Source organism: Lacinutrix jangbogonensis, assembly GCF_000797445.1.
GTDB classification, from domain to species: Bacteria; Bacteroidota; Bacteroidia; order Flavobacteriales; family Flavobacteriaceae; genus Lacinutrix; species Lacinutrix jangbogonensis.
On the sequence record NZ_JSWF01000014.1, the window covers coordinates 30,999 to 48,699 of the forward strand.

Here is a 17,701-nt window from a genome sequence, read left to right on the forward strand (position 1 = left end):
TTTCAAATCTTCGTAATCCAAAATTAGTGTCTTGACGTATATAATATCAAATGGCCTTATTTCTTCAAAAAAGGAAAATTGGTTAATAGCATATACTTATTAAAAGGTCATTTTAAATTTAATTATTTCTAGTAAGCGAAATAGAAATAATTTGTTAGTTTAGTTAGAAGCCAAAATCCTGTTTGATGTAAATCGAACAGGATTTGGTTTTTAGTGAGACTTTCTGTTTTCAAGAACGCAGTTCTTGTAGAAAAGTGTTAGTCAGGCTAATGTTAACAGAGGTTAAGGTCTTTTTATGAGGGTTTTATGTCGTTGATGTGCTAAAAAACAAGAACGTCTTAAACGATTGTTTTTGATGTTTTCAACTATAGTTAAAAACGATAACCAATCCTTAAATGTAGATTTACACCAACATCTGCTTGATCAAAAATAGTATTAGCTTCTTCGAAGTATTTGATGTAGCCAATTCCAATGGCCGTTTCGTAGTTAAAATGTTTTCCAATACTTCTTCTAATTCCCCAAGTTGGTACAATTGAAAGATCACTTATAAAATTATAGTTATCTTTTAATGAGGTTAACAATAAATCAGGATGATAATTAATTCTAATAGAAACAAAATTTCCGCTATTCCCATCAATGCGTCTAGATTTTTTAACCCTTTTATTTAAATTATAATACCATCGCGGTTCTAAGGTAATTGAGGGCACAGCAAAAACTCCAGAATCATTAATTAGACTACTGCTATAAAAACCAAGTTCAACACCTAATTCTGAACGTAAAACTATGGTGTTAGATAATTTTGCCTCATTATGAGCCCAAATCCCTAAAATTCCTGTTTGGATTCCAAATACTGATTTTTCAACACTAGCATCTTGAGCTTTTGCTACTATTGTGGTGAAAAATAGAGCAAAAGCTAATGCTATTTTTTTATTCATTTACTTCACTTTCTTGCTCAGCTTCTAAAGCAGCTTTTTCTGCAGCTTCAGCTTTAGCCTTAGCATTTTCCAAAACTTTAATCATTTTAACTTTAGCTTTCCAAATGGTTAAAGATTCAGTATGCTTCTTAATATTATCGAGAACCGATTTTACTAACGGGTTCTTTTCATCGGCATGTTTAAAAAACAATAAGTTGTTTTCTAGCTGATTTATCTCTGCATTTATTTCAGTAATTTTCTGACGTATAAACGTGTATTCGTTTTCAATTCCTCTTTGGTCTTTAGCAGAAGATAGATCTTGAAGTTTGTTTTCAAACTTCATCATTTCAACTTCATTTTTATTCATATCTAACGCTCCAAATAAAGTGTCTAATGCTTTATTAAAATCGCTATCAATTTTGCGCTTATTTCCTGAAACACGACCCAAAGTTTTCCATTTTGCAATGTATTCTTTAATAGCAGCCAAATCTGCTTTTTGCTCGCCAGATAATTTAGTTTCTATAATGGTCTTTAAAAATGCTTCTTTTTCTGTGAAAGCTTTTTCTTCTTCGGCACTAGCTTCATTTCTTTTAGCATGAATACGATCGAAGTAATGATTGCAAGCTGCTCTAAATTGTTTCCAAATTTTATCGCTATCTTTTCTTGGTACATGACCAATATGTTTCCAATCGCCTTGAATTTTCTTCATTAATTGCGTTGTAGCATCAAAGTCTTCACTGTCTTTATTAGCTTCTGCAATTTTAATTAACGCTACTTTTTTGTCTAAATTATCGTATTGCTCTTTCTTTAAACTCTTATAATATGAATTCTTTTTATGGTTAAATTCGCGAACGGCAACCTTAAATTTAGTCCATGTAGCCTCGTTAACCTTAATAGGCACTTTACCTGCTTTAAAAAACTCTTCTCGAAGCATTTCGACCTCTTTAATTTTTGTTTGCCAGTCTTTATGAGAGTTTCCAGTGTCGCTAGTTTTTTCATCAATAAGACCAATAATTCCAATTTTAAAAGCTAAATTTTTCTCATAAAGCTCATCTAAATGTAGGTAATACTCTTGTCGTCGATCATTAATAACCTTTGTAGCTTCTTTAAAACGATCCCAAATAGGCTCTCTATGTTCTCTCGAAACAGGACCTAATTCTTCTTTCCACATTTTATGTAAAGCTTGTAATTCTCTAAACGCACGATTGTTGTCATCGCTTTTTGCTAATTCTTCGGCACGCTCAATTATTTTTGTCTTTTTTTCAAGATTATGTTCAAAATCTTTATCGCGTAAGTCTCTGTCTAAGTGCAGTAAATCGTAGAAGCGCTCTACATTAAAATGATAACTGTTCCAAGCATTATTGTATTTGTCTCTTGGTATTGACCCAGCAGCTTTCCATTGGTCTTGTAACTCTTTAAACTGCTTATATTTGGTGTTCATAGTTTCGTCAAGGTTAGTAAGCGCCTTGATATCTTCTATAATTTGTAGTCTTGTCGATAAATTGGTTTTTAATCCCTTTTCTAAACTCTTATAATGAGACGAAATCTTATTGCGATACTCTTTATAAGCATCATTAAAACTGCGTTTTAAGGGTGTGGTATAATGGAAATCTATTTCATTACCTCCTTTATCTAAAAATTCTTGCTTTTTTTCTTCTACAAGCGCATTGAATTTTTCGTTAAATTCATTCTTTATAGCTTCTACATGCTTTTTTATGGCCTGTACTTTTTCATCTTTAACCAATTTTTCGAGTTCGATAACTAAAACATCTAGAGTCATCTCATGATAATCTTTCTCCTCGATAGTATGACGCTCACTCGTACCTTCGTCTTCTGCATCTTCTGCATTAGAGTCGTCTATTTCGTTAATTACAGCATCCTCATTGTTCTCATTTTGAGTCTCTTGCGTGTCTGTTGTAATGTCTTCAATAGTATCTTCAACCGTCTCTTCAACGTTTTCAATAGCTATGTTTTCTAGTGTGCTTTTTTCTTCTTTTCCGTCTGCGTTTTGCAGGTTATCTTGCTCTGACATTTTATGAAATGTTATGATTATGGTAAAAATTTAGACTTTAAAGATACTAAAACTTGCCTTTTAATAAAGGTTTAAGTCTTTTTTTAGACTAAAAATCTCTTTTCTTCCAAAAGGATTTTGAAATTAATGATAATAAATTTGAATTTTATTTGGTATTACTTGTTCCAAATTTGCCAAGCTTTCTCTGCTTGCAATTCTAACATTTTTTCTCCGTTTAGTATAGTTGCATTATGTTGCTTGCCTAATGTTAGAAATTTTGTTTCTGAAGGATTGTAAATTAAATCGAATAAAATATGGTTTTTAGTAACCGCATGATAAGGAATATTTGGACAGTCTTCTACATTTGGAAATGTGCCTAAAGGCGTACAGTTAATTATAATTTGATGCGATTCGATAATAGTCTCTGAAAGTTCACTATACGTGTGTTTTACTTTTTCTGAAGCCTTTCTGGATACAAATTGATACTCAATATCAAGCGATTTTAAGGCGTAAGCAATGGCTTTACTTGCACCTCCAGTACCTAGAATCAGTGCTTTTTTATGTTGCGTTTTTAGTAGCGGTTTTAGAGATTTTTTAAACCCGTAGTAGTCTGTGTTATAACCTATATATTTTCCTTTTTTATTAATTTTAATGGTATTTACAGCGCCAATAGCTTCAGCCTTTTTATTTAGTTTATCTAAAAAGGGCATGATGCTTTCTTTATAAGGAATAGTAACGTTGAAACCTTTAACGCCTTCTTCTTGTTTCAGTTTGGATTGAAATAAAGTAATGTTTTCAAGTTCGAAATTTTCGTAAGTTGTATTTAATATGTCTTCAGTTTCAAACTTATTCTTAAAATAGTGTCTTGAAAATGAATACGAAATGTCTTTTCCTATTAAACCAAATCTACGCATGTGTCTGTCTCGTTTTTCTACCATACCATTCTAAACCTAGTACAATAGCAATTCCAATAAAAATATAAAATATAGCGATGTAAGTTTCAGTATTAAATTCTGGAATAAAGCGTCTATAGTTTTCAATACTATGTTTTTCACGAGAATCTAAAATTGCTACTCCAGAATTATCTGTTTTAAAAATAGTTTCTTTCCAAGGCCAAACAACACCAAGTGAGCCAATAATAAAGCCAATTATTGATGCTGTGGTTACGCTTTTGTAGTGTTTTAATATATAGCTTAATACATGCGAAAATGTTACCAAGCCAACAGCAGAGCCTAAAGTGAATACAACAAGAACCTTTAGCATTCTTATACGTTCTATGTTTTCTGTAAAGCTAAAATCGCCGCCAATAATTTCATAAAATGTATTATAAAGTGCATTTACAGAATCTACCAAAAGTAAAACGTAATTACCTAATAGAATTAATATGAAGGATCCCGAAAATCCAGGAAGTGTCATGCCAGAAACGCTAATAATGCCACAGATGAATACAAACCAAAGATTATCATTCTCCATTGCAGGATCGAAAAAACTAATACTAATACCAAGTACAGCGCCTATTAGAAGTGCTAAATACGTAGTTACCTTCCAATCTTTAAAATCCTTACTAATGTAATAAATGGAACCAATAATCATCCCGAAGAAAATACTCCAAACGTAAAGTTCGTAATGCTTTATAAAATAGTCGAGTATTTTGGACACACTAAAATAACTGACCAGCATTCCTAAAAATAGTAAGCTTAAAAATCTACCGTTTATGTAGTTAAAGAATGACTTAAATCTACCGTTTATTAAGAGTTTTAGAGCAGTAAAATTAACACGTTTTAAGGAGTGAATAAATTCTTCGTAAAAGCCAGCTACAAAAGCTACAACACCTCCAGACACTCCAGGAACCTTATTAGCAGCTCCCATTCCTAAACCTTTTAAGATTAAGAAAATTCTGTCTTTAAACGTGCGTGTGCTTTGCATTATGCTTTTTTTGAACCTACTTTCTCTAAAATAAATATAGTTAAGAAACCTATTATCATTAATCCAATGGAAAGTAATAGTTGGTGATCTCCCTCAAAACTAAAAGGAGAAATGCTTTTTTCAATAAATGGAACTTCTACTCCATGAGAATTTATGCGGAATTCTAATACTTTTTTCCAAGGCCAGATTTTATTTAAAGAGCCAATCATAAAACCAGTTAAAATAGCTAGCGTTAGGTTTTTATGGTTTTTAAACATCCAATTTAATATTTTAGAAAAAGCTTTTATTCCAATAACGGCACCAATAGCAAGCATTAAAAATTTAATAAAAGCAGCTTTAAATAATTCAAAATTTAAAGTCAGTACACTTTGAAGTAAATTATCGACAGTGTTAATTGCAATTTGATATGCACCCAAAATTAATAAAATAAATGCTCCAGATATTCCTGGAAGAATCATAGCAATAATAGCAATAGCGCCACAAAAAAGCAAGTACAAATTACTGTCTGGAGATGCAAAAGGTTCTGCAATTGTAATAAAATAGGATCCAACTGCTGCTAATATTAGGAGTAATACAACAGGGATATTCCATGATTTAATTTGCTTTCCAATAAATAGGATACTTGATAAAACTAAGCCAAAGAAAAAGGACCATAATAAAATAGTCTCATTAAATAATAACCATTTTATTACTTTGGCTAATGAGAAAATACTAATTGCGATTCCTAAGAATAATGAGAGTAGAAAATTACCATTAATTTTAAGCCATGCCATTTTGAATCCTTCGGTTTTCCAAGTTTTGAAAAAGCTTAAATTCAAATTATCTATGCTCTCTAGGAGTTCTTGATAAATACCAGAAATAAATGCGATAGTTCCACCAGAAACACCTGGAACAACATCTGCCGCTCCCATTGCAACGCCTTTAAGCGCAATAATAAAATAGTCTTTAAATTTTCTTTGCATGTTGTGATTTTTATATCAAATCAAAGGTATGCAATTTTAGTAATTCTGCAAGTGCTTTCTTAACCTTGTAGGACTGAATATTTTTTTATTTCTATACAAAGACAGCTATCATGATAAGCTAGTTGCGTTTTCTTATCATAGTTTTTCATGAAAAATTAATTACAAACAGAAATAGTAATCCTGAAGTTGTATTTCGTCGATTCCTATTTGTTATATACGCAGGTTAGCAAATGGTTTCTCTTTCCCTTTAATACTATTTTAAATTGTTTCTATTACTTTATTAATATCTCTTCTTGATTTAGGGTTTTTGCTTGGTTGGTTAAAATCTTCTATGTCTCTATAACCTATTGCTACGGCCATAAGAGTAGAGTAGTCATTTTGATTTAATAGCTTGTCATAGTTTTTTGGTTCAACACCTTCCATTGGTGTAGCATCAATACCCATTTCTGCACAAGCACTTAGAAAAATACCTAAAGCCAAATAGACTTGTCTATCAAACCAAGATCTTATCTGCTCCTCTGATTGTGGCTTAATGAACTCTTTATAATAGTCGACTGCTCCTTTTTGCAGTTCTTGCTCAATTTGTTCTTCGAATAAGTCTATGTTGTTGATTCGGCTAAATACCACAACTGTATCGCAATCAATTACTTTATTTGTGTTCAGCCAAGAGACTTTTGCAAGTTTTTGTTTTATTCCTTTATCTGAAACAAAAGTAAATTTCCAAGGTTGGCTGTTTATTGAAGAAGGACTTAAATGTAAAACCTCTTTTAGCTCCTGAATTTTTTGATTTTCAATTTTTTTGGATGGATCATACTTTTTAGTGGTATAGCGATTTCTCATCGTTTCTATAAAATTCATACTTTTCTTTTTATGTATTATTATTTGAGTTCATCTTTACCTTTAATAAGATAGTAGTTACTCACAGAGCCTTTCGTGCGAGCTTTAAGATGTGGAAGATATTCAGGGTCGTTCATAAAAGCTAAAGCCGCTTCTTTTGATTCTATTCTTTGAATAGTTTTTAAACTTAAATTATATTTTTCAGCGAGCTTAGATTGAGTTAAGCCCTTTCCAAGTCTTAACTCTAATATTTTTTTGCCTAATTGAGCTTGCTTCATTTTTAAAAATTTGATGCAAGATTAATTCAATCTTTAGTTTTTATCAAATTTAAGTAATGTGTTTGATACGTCGTTTATGCGACATTTAGTTTAGAAATAGAGTGATAATGTCGCTTTTGTTGTTAAATGACGTGCACCTTAGATGTCACTAAAATAATAAATATTTAATTACTGTAAAGGGACTTATTGCAGCATGGTGTGTGTGTGTTATGCTTTGTTTAATTGTAACTATGACCTAATAGAAGTTGAACCTGTGTAATACTCTTTTCATAATATATGGTGTATTTGTAGCTATTCTTTTTCCACCATCTCCAAATAGATATCCTCCACATGTTCTCGAGCCCAAGTCGTTCTTCTTAGAAACCCGAGACTCGATTTCATGGTAGGGTTGATTATGAAACAGCGGATATTGACACGTTCTCCTAGGTATTCCCAACCGTAGTGGGCTACCAAACGTTCTAATACTTGTGCTAGTTTTACGCCGTGAAATGGATTGTTTAGCTGTTCTTCAGTAGCTAGTCTCCTTTTTCGTTTGGCAGGTTTCTCTTCATTGAGCCCTTCATTCGTCTTAGATTTTAACGCTATACCCGAAAGTTTATCTAATTGGTTCTGTTTATCAGTCGGCTCGTTCTTGTGATTTTTTTTTTGTCCATTGTTGGAACTCTTATTTTCTTGTTAATTACCAGAGGTGTTTTCTAATTTTTTTCCATTTGTCTACTATGCCGCGTTTACTAAATTCTTGATAAAATGAAGTTGAAGTATAGTCTTAACATTAACAAGGAAATGTAGCCTTATTTTAGGATGGGTCAAGCTTGTTGTCAACGTTTATGTATATGGATTGTTGCGGATTTTAATAAGCGGATTTATCCGCTAGACTAAATGTAAATAAAATGTGGAGAATTCCGATAGGAATTCGGTTAGCAATAAATTATATATTTTGTTGGCATTTCGTTTATTCAGTTAGTTTAATTCTTTGTAAGCTTTATTCGAAACATTTAGATATCCTTTTTCAAATTCATCAATCAACTCTTTGTATAATTCAATTATTGGTTCTATCACTTGTGTCCAATCATCAAACTCCAAATGATATTTTGTAGAAATCCTTTTATTTTTTTCAATTTCACAGACAATGAAAGGATTAAAAGCTTCTTTTTTAGCAATCAGAATTAATTTTTTCATTGCCTCACTTTTCGATAGAAAATGTTTAATATTTTCATTATCAGATTTTATTTTAAAACGGTTTTTTCTTCTTAAAAACAAATTTAAGAAATACGAAATGCTATTTAATTCAAATTCAATTGGTTTTAAAGTAGATGAGAACTCGCAAGCTATTTCTCCAACAAATGAAGTTCCTGTGCTATTGAAAATTGAAAACTGATTGTCTTTATAACTAAATATCAATAAGTAAGTTACATTAGGATTTCTGACACCTAGTTCGTGACCACTCAAAATATCTTTGTCTTTAAAATAGAATTCCCCGCCTTCTACATCAGCTAAATCTCTAAAGAATCTTTTTCTCATTAAAACTCTATCTTTTTGGTTTGATTCGTCAGTTCAAAAATGAAAGCCAACGTGTATGGTTAGTTGCGTATTTTAAGTACTAAACTTAGCAAATAAATCACAGATAGATAGTCCGCGAGGACTTTCGTAAGTAGGCTAAAACCAGCAATTAATTATACACGGTGTTGGCAATAGTATTTTTATTTATTATATCCATTAATTTTTCAACGTCAGATTCTATTATATGACTTAAATCAATCTCAATTTTATTTCCATACGTTTCTATCATAATCAACTTTTTGTCATTCAATTCAGATGATTTTATTTCTTTGAATTTTATGTTTTTCCCAAGGAACGATTTTATTCTGATTAAGATTCCTCTTTTATTCCACTGAACATAATTCTGATACCAGAACATTTGAGTACTAAATCCGAAAACTATTAGATATCCGATTGCGTTCAAATATTTATTCATTTTAGGGTTTGCAAATTCAATAAAATCAAAGACTCCATTAATTATTAGAAATAACCCAATTAAAATAAGAGGTAATAAAATCCAACGACCCTTTTTATTCAAATTTCCAAAGTGTATTTTTTTCATTTTCCCGCTATTGATTTAATCAGTTTGTACGCGTATAAAATTCCGATTAAAGACATAATTGCGCAAATTAAATATTTTGATTTTGAATAATAACTTATTCCGCCAATTATTCCGAATCCTGTCCACAATAGATTTTTCAGAATTTCAGTTTTATTCAATTTGTTCGCTTTTTCGTTGTGTTCAGTCATATTATTGCCAACTCATTATATAGGAAGTTTTATTATCGATACCCGGCAAATACGTCGGTATATGGTAATTTATTTTCTAATCAACTTCTTAACAAGTAACGACTCATAAACCTCCGGAAACAATTCTTCTAAAATAATAACATGTTCAGCATCAAAATGCATTCCATTGCTTAAATGGTAAGTTGCTTTTTCTGTTTCTAATAGCTGAAAATATAAACCTGCTAACCTAAATTCGATTTCAGCATTTTCCGGAAAGAATTCTGCAGCTTGAATTAAATTAAAAGTTGAAGCTTCATGCTCTCCTAGTTCAGCTAATAAATCACTGCGAATTAACCATGTTTCTAATTCGTAATTCCCAAGGTCTAAAGCACGTTTGTAGCCACGTTCTGCTTCTTCAAGAAAGTTTAGTCTGTGATTAATTTTAGCATAGTATTTAGAATACAATGCATTTTCACCATCAATATTTATGGCTTTATTTATGTAGTATAAAGCTTTTTGGTAGTTTTTATTTTTACAGTAAAATTTGGTTATTGCAATCCAACCTTTGTCTAAAAGCGGATCTTCATGAACCGTTTTGTAATAGTAATGTACAGCTAAATCGTCGTTGCCTAAATTTTCATGACAAGTTCCAATTCTAAGCAAAGCAAAAGAAGTTGGGTCTTCTAAAGAGAGTGTAATACTATAGTTCTCGATAGCTTCGTTGTACAATTTAAGTTTTTCTAAAACTTTACCTTTTTCAATATAAGCTCCAACAAAAGTATCATCGGAAATTATAGCAAAATCGTATGCACTCAAGGCTTGTTCATAATCTTTTAACTCGTAATATTGACGACCCAATTGATGCCAAGCAACTTCGCAATATGGGTTTTTATCTAAATAGATATTTAGGTATTCTATAGCTTCGTTATTTTTGTCTAAAAAATCGAAACAATATATAATATTATAAAGCGACGCATAATCTTCTGGGTTGGCTTCTAAACATTGCATAAAGCTATCTCTAGCATTATCAAATTGGTCAAGAAATAAATACTCCATGCCAATAAGTGAATATAGATCTGCAGTATCTTCAGAAAGATCTAAGGCACGTTTTAAAATATCAATAGCTTCATCATGCTTATCTTCTTTAGAGAGGATATTGGCTTTTTGAATATAGATTTCTTCGTTTGACGGTTCAAGAATATACAATTCGTTTAACAACGTATTGGCTTTGCTTAGTTCATTTTCAAAAACGAAAATTTCAACTTTAAAAAGTTTTAAATTTGTAGAACTAGGATGCTGTTCTAGACCCAGTTTAATGGCCTTTTTTGCAAGAGCGACCTTACCCTGGTTAAGGTAGTGGTGTATAATATTTTCGAATTCACTAGAGTCAAAAAACAACACATTGTTTGTTTTAAGCATAGACTCAAATTTAGTGAGCGATACGTTATTATGTTCTTCTTCTTGGCTAAAATCCATAGGCATTAGTTTAGCATTTCTCAGAAATAAATGTAACGCTCAAAGCACTATTCTTTAAGTCTTACAAGTAAATGTTTTTAACAAAGTAATGAACAACTGTAAATTGTTAGCGTTATTTTTATAGCTTTATCACTGATAATTAATAGGTTACAATATTCTGTTTACGCTATATAGTGTTTAGTACTTCAACAATAATGCCACAGCCTTTAATGAGCTCTTGGTTGCTAATGGTGAGTGGTGGTGTAATTCTAATGGCTTTAGTTTCAAATAACAACCAAAAAAGTATTAAACCATGATCTTGTCCTTTCAAAACCAATTGATTGGCTATTTCTGAAGACGTTAAAATAGCAGCTAACATTAAGCCTCGTCCTCTTATTTCTTGTATTAAAGGATGCTTTAAATGCCTTCTAATAAGTTGTTCTTTTTCTAAGGTTTGTGACATTAAGTCACTTTCTGTTATTTCTTGTAATGTTGCTAAAGCTGCTGCGGCAATTACAGGATTACCACCAAAAGTAGTAATGTGTCCCAATTTAGGATGCTCTTGCAAGGTGTCCATTAATTTGGCAGACGTTGTAAATGCTCCTATTGGCAAACCGCCACCAAGTCCTTTTCCTGTTACTAAAATATCTGGAATACAATTATAGTTTTCAAATCCAAATAATGTTCCTGTTCTACCAATTCCTGGTTGAATTTCGTCTAATATTAATAATGCACCAACGGCGTCACATCGTTTTCTAACTTTTTGTAAATAGTCGTTTTGCGGTTCAATAAAACCTGCTCCACCTTGTATGGTTTCTAAAATTACACAAGCCGTTTTTGTTGTAATATGTTTTAAATGTGGCTCGTAATTAAAAGTAATATGGCTAATGTCTGGTAATAATGGTCTAAAAGGAGCTTTGCGTTCTTCAAAATCCATTAAACTAAGGGAGCCCATTGTGTTGCCGTGATACGCATTATGTGCAGCAATAATTTGGGTTCTGCCAGTGGCGCGTCGTGCTAGTTTTAAAGCGCCTTCAATAGCCTCGGTTCCAGAATTTACTAAGTATGTTTTTTCAAGTGGTTTTGGTAAGTTTTTAGCTAATAATTCGCATAATTCTACTGCTGGTTTCTGGATGTATTCTCCGTAAACCATAACGTGTAAATATTTATCTACTTGGTTTTTTATTGCCGAAACAACTCTTGGATGCGAATGCCCTAAACTGCAAACCGAAACACCTGCAACAAAATCTAAATAGGCTTTGTTATTGGTGTCGAAAATATAAGAGCCTTTGGCATACAAAATTTCTATGGCTAAAGGATGTGGTGTGGTCTGTGCTTGGTATTTTAAGAATTGATCTTTCATTAGTCTTTTTCTAATTCCAATGCACTCGAAAGTGTAGGTTTAGCTTTTATATTTTTTGGCTTTTTTTGTTTTGGCAGATTGCTTTTTATCACGTCTTGCTTCACTTGTTTTTTAGGAACTTGCCTTGATGCTTTTAACGGTTTATCATCACGAGCATCTCCAAAACGAACTTTAGGTTTGCCTTCTTGGTCTGCTTGATCAATTCGGTTTAATAAATTGTCATCAAAAAACTCTTCTTCGGGAACAGCAGGAGCTAGGCCTTTTATAACAGGTAAATTTAAAGGAGGATCGTCTTTAAATAAATCATCCACACTTAACGGTCTTTCCTCTTCTCGCCAATCAAAATCATTCAATCGCTTAGCGCCTTTTGGAATAGCATCTTCTGGAAAGGTGTTGGCATCGGTTGAAATTAATCGCTTATAATAGTAAATACCACCTGCTTCAAAATACATTTCAATATTTGCAGAGCGCGCTTTGTCTAAGCCTACAAAGGCGTCTTCTTCATCTCTAAGAATAAAAATAGATTCAGCATTTCTAAAAATGTTTACTTGCTTTAATTGGTTGTTGTCATCGAATAAACCAACCAATCGTTTTCCTTTTATTTGGCTGTAATAGTCTGTGCTTAATGTGTCTTTACTTATAATAAAAGCATTCTCGAAAACAATAAGAGAATCTAATTTTTCAGTATCAGGATTAGATTTTAAATGAATAGTATCACCTGTAATTTGGTTTGTTAAATGCCAAAGAATAGGGCGTCTTTTAACAGCAAAGGCATCCTTTGAAGATAAATGTGACAGATTAATAAGTTGTGTTAAGCCCGTTTGATGGTTAATATGAATAGAATCTGACTTCCCACTAATATCAGATTTATATAATTTTGCGTTTCTGAAAGCTCTAGTAATTCTCTTGTCTTCTTTTCCGGTAACCATCAAGGTATCCGAATGTATATAAATAGAATCATTTTCTTGAACCGAAATTGCTAATGCGCGTTTAGTTACAAAAGCCGAATCTTTAGATTTATAAACCTCGGCATAATGGCCAGTAATAATGCTTTTATTTATAGTATCGGTTATTACAATATTGTTTGAAGCCGAGGCGAAATCTCGATTTCTGTCAAAAAACAAACTGTCTCCTTCCACAACGCGATTGTCGTAATCTATTCTTGAATTTTTTGTAAAATAACCTATGTCTTCATTGGTGTTATAAAACCCACGTTCGCAATATACAGTGCTTGTTTCTCCTACAATTTTAGAATGCCCATACATGTAAGCATGTCCACTTTCTGAGTAGAAATCTAATTGATTTGTAGTGAGCACATATTCTGGATTTACCAGTTTTACATCATTAAGAAAACGGTATTTCTTTTTTGTCATATAATAACGACCAACAGTACTAGTAATCGTTCCAGAAGAGTCTCTTACCACCATTCCATCTTCTTCATAATAAGCCTCTTGTTTGGCACGATCGAAAAAGAGTTTGTCTGTAGTTAATGTAGAACTTGGCTCTGTTAAAACGACGTTGCCTTTAGCATATGCTAATTGTGTTTTTCCGCTGTATTCTGCGTATTTGGCAACCATAGTAATGGTATCACCTTGTACCATTTTCACATTACCATAAGCTTCAACAAAATTTTCTTTACCATATAAAACAGCTTGATCGCAATACATATCGATACCATCATGGTAGACGTGTACTTGTCCAGCATCACTTCGTGTTAGAATTCTTGCGCCTGGATATTTTTCTTCGTCTATTTCGCCAAAAGCGCCAGAGTCTTTAATTTCAATGTTTTTACGTTGTTGTGCAAAACTGTTAAAAGAAATGAAACTTAAAAAAAGTACTATAAAAAAGTTTTTAAACATCTTGTAATTTAGAGTTTTGAACAAAAATAACGATTATAATGAGTTCACATTATGTATTAGCATAATTTTAATACCATTTGCTATTTTGAACGTGCTGTAAAGAAAATTGTAATATGTTTTTTAAAATAAAAACACAATAGAAGTAGCGGTATTGTATTTAATTTATAAATGCTGTTATACTTTGAAAACACTCTGTTTTTATTATGAAGGTTTTGAGGCTGTTCTTGGTTTTATTTGTCTTGATTATGATAATGCTGCCTCAAAGAGATGATACCTATATATTGTAAATTTTTCTTCATTTTCTTTTATTTCTTAAAAAAAACATTTCTTTTGTTCAGCTATTAATTGAATATCCTCTAAAATCACAAAAATAAACTAATGTCTAAGTAGTATATATTCTTATACTATTCTACAGGTTTTTAAAGTCACAAATCAATTCTTTAGCAAAATTATTTTACACAATTAATTAATAATCTAAAGAAAGATGAAAAAAATTTTACTTATTGCAGCCTTTGTGCTTACTGCAAGCTTTGCTTCAGCACAATCATTAAACTACCAAGCAGCCGCTAGAGATGTTAGTGGGAACTTAATTATTCAAGAAAACTTAGGTGTTCAAGTAAGAATACTTTCAGGAACTAATTCTGGACCTGAAGTTTTTGCCGAAACTTGGACCGTAACCACTAATACAAATGGTGTTTTTGACCTCGCAATTGGAGAAGGTGCAAATGTTTCTGGAGATTTATCAACATTAAATTGGGGAGCTGTTTTGTACTTCTTAGAGATCGCAATCGATGAAACTGGAGGCAATATGTACGCCGTTGTAGGCACTTCTCAGTTAAAATTTACACCAATGGCAATAAATTCAAAGGCTGCTATTGCGCAGTTAGAACTTGAGAAAGCACCATTAGCTAGCCCTGCTTTTACAGGTGATATTACAATGGTAAACAGTCTAGTTCATAGTGCAAACCCAACAAGAGATTACCTTCGTTTTGTTGGAAATAATGGTACTCAATTAGCAGCACAGACTTTTTTGAGATTAAAGATTAATAATGCAGATAAGCTTGTTGTTTTAAGCGATAAAATATATTCTACAGTTCCTATTGGGATAGGAACTGTATTACCTTCAGCAGATTTAGACATTGTTGGAAGTTTTCAATATGAAGATGGAAACGAAGGCGTTGGTAAAGTCTTAACTTCAGATGTGGATGGATTAGCAAGTTGGGCAGATGCTGCTACAGGAACCGATAACCAAACAGCAGCAGAAGTACCATCTATGGTAACAGGAGATATTGAAGCTACTAATGTAGATGCAGCAATAGCTGAGTTAGAAGCAGAGAAAGCACCATTAGCTAGCCCACGTTAACAGGCACAGTATCGGTTACGGATGGTTCTAATTATGTCTATATTTCTGAAACAGGAAATATTGATGGCTCAGGAGATGTTATTGTTTCAGGAGATGTATTGGCAACAGATATTAAGACTATTTCAGGAAAAGTATATACAGATGGTATTGAAGAAGAAACGCTTGATAATGGTGTTGAAATAGATGGTGTAATATTAAAAGATGATTCTGTAACTGCAACAAATTTTATAGGTGATGGTTCAATGTTAACAAATTTACCAGTAAGCGCAGACGACCAAACAGCAGCAGAAGTACCTTCTACAGTAACAGGAGGCATTGAAGCTACTAATGTAGATGCAGCAATTGCAGAGTTAGAAGCAGAGAAAGCACCATTAGCTAGCCCTACATTTACAGGTAATGTTACGGCAAGCAGTTTAGTTTCTAGTGAATATCCAGCAGGAAATTACCTTCGTTTTGTTAGTAATAATTGCACTCAATTATCAGGAGCTACTTTTTTGGGATTAAAGATTAATAATGCAGATAAACTTGTTGTTTTAAGCGATAAAATATATTCTACAGTTCCTATTGGAATAGGTTCTACTTCGCCTTCAGCAGATTTAGACATCGTTGGAAGTTTTCAATATGAAGATGGAAACGAAGCAGTTGGTAAAGTCTTAACTTCAGATGTGGATGGAAATGCTACATGGGAAACACCAATTGCAGGTTCAGGTAATCAAACAGCGGCAGAAGTACCTTCTACAGTAACAGGAGGCATTGAAGCTACTAATGTAGATGCAGCAATTGCTGAGTTAGAAGCAGAGAAAGCACCATTAAGTTTAGTCATTTCTGCACAAGCAACAGCAGATAATGCAGAGGCTTTGGCTAATCAAGCAGATAGTGCAGCGAGTTCGGCACAATCACTAGCAAATTCGGCATACGGTGAAGCACAGCAAGCACAATCCCAAGCAAGTTCTGCATATGGTAGTGCTCAGCAAGCATAATCACAAGCAAGTGCGGCATATAGCAGTGCTCAGTCAGCTTCGCAATCAGCAGGTTCAGCACAATCTCAAGCAAGTGCGGCATACAGTAAAGCACAACAAGCACAATCTCAAGCAAATGCGGCATACAGTAAAGCACAACAAGCACAATCACAAGCAGGTTCAGCACAATCTCAAGCAGGTTCAGCACAATCACAAGCAAGTGCGGCATATTCTTTAGCAAGTCAAAATGCTTCAGCTATTGCAAATTATCATAGTTCTGGTTTACAAGAATCTAGTGTTAACAACACTGTAAGTATAAATTCTGTGTTAAACTTAACACCTCAAACAATTGCGCCGTTAAATCCAGTAAATGGTACTATTTATTTTGATGGTACGCATTTAAAATTAAGAGTTAACGGTTTATGGAAAACGGTTCAATTATTATAATATTTTCACTATATTGATAACTTGAATATTATCGCTATAATTATTTAAAATAAAAAAATGAAAACACTATTAAAATTTACTCTTTGTTTATGTGTTTGCTTTTCTCAAGCGCAAAGCATTGAAAGACAGGTTATAGGTGCTTCGGGTACTACATTAACTAATGGTACTGTTTCACTAGATTTTACAGTAGGTGAGCTTGCTGTAACAACAATTACTAACGGTACCACGACTTTAAGTCAAGGTTTTCATCAACCAAGTGTGTTGTTAGGAATAAAAATAAATCCTATTGCGTTTTTGCAAGGTGCTTTATTAGATAGCCCAGATAATTTTATGCGCGACGATTTACGTACATCACTTGTGCCAGTAACATCACCTTATGCTGATGTCTTAGTTTGTAATTCCTCTGTGTTTACAGATGGAGGAACTGCTACTACTGGTTTAGCTCAAGACAATGTTGTAGACTGGGTTTTTGTAGAGCTTAGAGATGCAGTAGATAATACCTCAGTAATAGCTAGCCAGTCGGCTTTATTACAACGCGATGGAGATATAGTTGGTGTAGATGGAGTTTCAGATTTAGAATTTAATATAGAAGCTAGAAACTATTATGTAGTTATTAAACATAGAAATCATTTAGGCATAATGACAGCTAATACTATAGCGTTGTCTAGTGCATTAGTAATAGTCGATTTTACAGTTGCTAATAATCAAATTACTCACGGTGCCAATGCACAAACAACTTTTGGAGTGCAAAGTGGTGCAGTAGCAATGTGGGCAGGTAATGTAAATGGGGATGATATTGTATCGTATTTAGGTACTGCTCCAGATGTTCCAAGTATTTTAGCTGAAGTATTAAATGATCCAGGTAATTTTTTAAATTTCCCAACATATTCTGTGAATGGATACAAAACAAGTGATGTAAATATGGATGGAAACACTCAGTATACAGGAACTGAACCAGATACTCCTTTTATTTTTCAAAATGTAGTGTCTCATCCAGGAAATTTTTTAAATTTTAGTACTTACCAAATACAAGAACAATTACCAGAAAATTAATTATAT

Annotated in this window: 17 protein-coding genes; 4 read left to right on the plus strand and 13 right to left on the minus strand. The window is 32.7% G+C overall.

The features are described 5' to 3' along the window. Positions 1-371: 371 nt before the first annotated feature. The 13 genes from RH82_RS00845 to RH82_RS00905 all read right to left on the minus strand — a co-directional run bounded on the left by RH82_RS00845 (position 372) and on the right by RH82_RS00905 (position 13,873). On the minus strand, positions 372-935 hold the full coding sequence (locus RH82_RS00845; RefSeq protein ID WP_052158137.1) for a hypothetical protein: 564 nt from the start codon (positions 933-935) through the stop codon (positions 372-374). Then, complete coding sequence (locus RH82_RS00850) at positions 928-2,946, minus strand: DUF349 domain-containing protein (protein WP_034057295.1); 2,019 nt, start codon at positions 2,944-2,946, stop codon at positions 928-930. Before RH82_RS00850 ends, RH82_RS00845 begins: the two co-directional genes overlap by 8 nt. A gap of 155 nt (positions 2,947-3,101) precedes the next feature. Further along, positions 3,102-3,839, minus strand: coding sequence for a shikimate dehydrogenase family protein (locus tag RH82_RS00855; RefSeq protein WP_034057297.1), 738 nt, complete (start codon positions 3,837-3,839; stop codon positions 3,102-3,104). Next, complete coding sequence (locus RH82_RS00860; RefSeq protein ID WP_034057298.1) at positions 3,832-4,851, minus strand: DUF368 domain-containing protein; 1,020 nt, start codon at positions 4,849-4,851, stop codon at positions 3,832-3,834. Before RH82_RS00860 ends, RH82_RS00855 begins: the two co-directional genes overlap by 8 nt. Continuing rightward, positions 4,851-5,813: a DUF368 domain-containing protein gene (locus tag RH82_RS00865; RefSeq protein WP_034057301.1), complete on the minus strand. Its 963-nt coding sequence runs from the start codon at positions 5,811-5,813 to the stop codon at positions 4,851-4,853. The genes RH82_RS00860 and RH82_RS00865 overlap by 1 nt, the downstream gene beginning before the upstream one ends. A gap of 258 nt (positions 5,814-6,071) precedes the next feature. Then, complete coding sequence (locus tag RH82_RS00870) at positions 6,072-6,671, minus strand: nitroreductase family protein (protein ID WP_034057303.1); 600 nt, start codon at positions 6,669-6,671, stop codon at positions 6,072-6,074. Between the two features lie 20 nt (positions 6,672-6,691). Continuing rightward, entirely contained in the window at positions 6,692-6,928 is a 237-nt protein-coding gene (locus RH82_RS00875; RefSeq protein WP_052158138.1) for a sigma factor-like helix-turn-helix DNA-binding protein, read from the minus strand. Between the two features lie 291 nt (positions 6,929-7,219). Next, positions 7,220-7,513, minus strand: coding sequence for a VF530 family protein (locus RH82_RS18715; RefSeq protein ID WP_081979151.1), 294 nt, complete (start codon positions 7,511-7,513; stop codon positions 7,220-7,222). A 375-nt stretch (positions 7,514-7,888) separates the two neighbouring features. After that, positions 7,889-8,449, minus strand: a complete 561-nt coding sequence (locus tag RH82_RS00880) for a hypothetical protein (RefSeq protein WP_034057304.1) — start codon at positions 8,447-8,449, stop codon at positions 7,889-7,891. Positions 8,450-8,597: 148 nt separating this feature from the next. Next, a complete protein-coding gene (locus RH82_RS00885; RefSeq protein WP_034057306.1) occupies positions 8,598-9,029 on the minus strand; it encodes a hypothetical protein in 432 nt (143 codons plus the stop codon). A gap of 257 nt (positions 9,030-9,286) precedes the next feature. Continuing rightward, positions 9,287-10,672, minus strand: a complete 1,386-nt coding sequence (locus tag RH82_RS00895) for a tetratricopeptide repeat protein (protein ID WP_034057686.1) — start codon at positions 10,670-10,672, stop codon at positions 9,287-9,289. A gap of 166 nt (positions 10,673-10,838) precedes the next feature. Beyond that, a complete protein-coding gene (locus RH82_RS00900; protein ID WP_034057308.1) occupies positions 10,839-12,014 on the minus strand; it encodes an aspartate aminotransferase family protein in 1,176 nt (391 codons plus the stop codon). Continuing rightward, positions 12,014-13,873, minus strand: coding sequence for an OstA-like protein (locus RH82_RS00905; protein WP_034057310.1), 1,860 nt, complete (start codon positions 13,871-13,873; stop codon positions 12,014-12,016). Before RH82_RS00905 ends, RH82_RS00900 begins: the two co-directional genes overlap by 1 nt. Before the next feature lie 484 nt (positions 13,874-14,357). Between RH82_RS00905 and RH82_RS17545 the strand changes: the two genes are divergently transcribed. From RH82_RS17545 to RH82_RS00920, 4 genes are all read left to right on the plus strand, one after another. Further along, positions 14,358-15,236 carry a hypothetical protein gene (locus RH82_RS17545; protein WP_052158139.1) on the plus strand — a complete coding sequence of 293 codons (879 nt, stop codon included), beginning with the start codon at positions 14,358-14,360 and terminating at the stop codon, positions 15,234-15,236. Positions 15,237-15,334: 98 nt separating this feature from the next. After that, positions 15,335-16,216, plus strand: a complete 882-nt coding sequence (locus RH82_RS00915; protein WP_034057311.1) for a hypothetical protein — start codon at positions 15,335-15,337, stop codon at positions 16,214-16,216. A gap of 303 nt (positions 16,217-16,519) precedes the next feature. Further along, positions 16,520-16,642 carry a hypothetical protein gene (locus tag RH82_RS18975; protein ID WP_262494834.1) on the plus strand — a complete coding sequence of 41 codons (123 nt, stop codon included), beginning with the start codon at positions 16,520-16,522 and terminating at the stop codon, positions 16,640-16,642. A 57-nt stretch (positions 16,643-16,699) separates the two neighbouring features. Continuing rightward, complete coding sequence (locus RH82_RS00920; protein WP_034057312.1) at positions 16,700-17,695, plus strand: hypothetical protein; 996 nt, start codon at positions 16,700-16,702, stop codon at positions 17,693-17,695. The last annotated feature ends 6 nt before the right edge of the window (positions 17,696-17,701 follow it).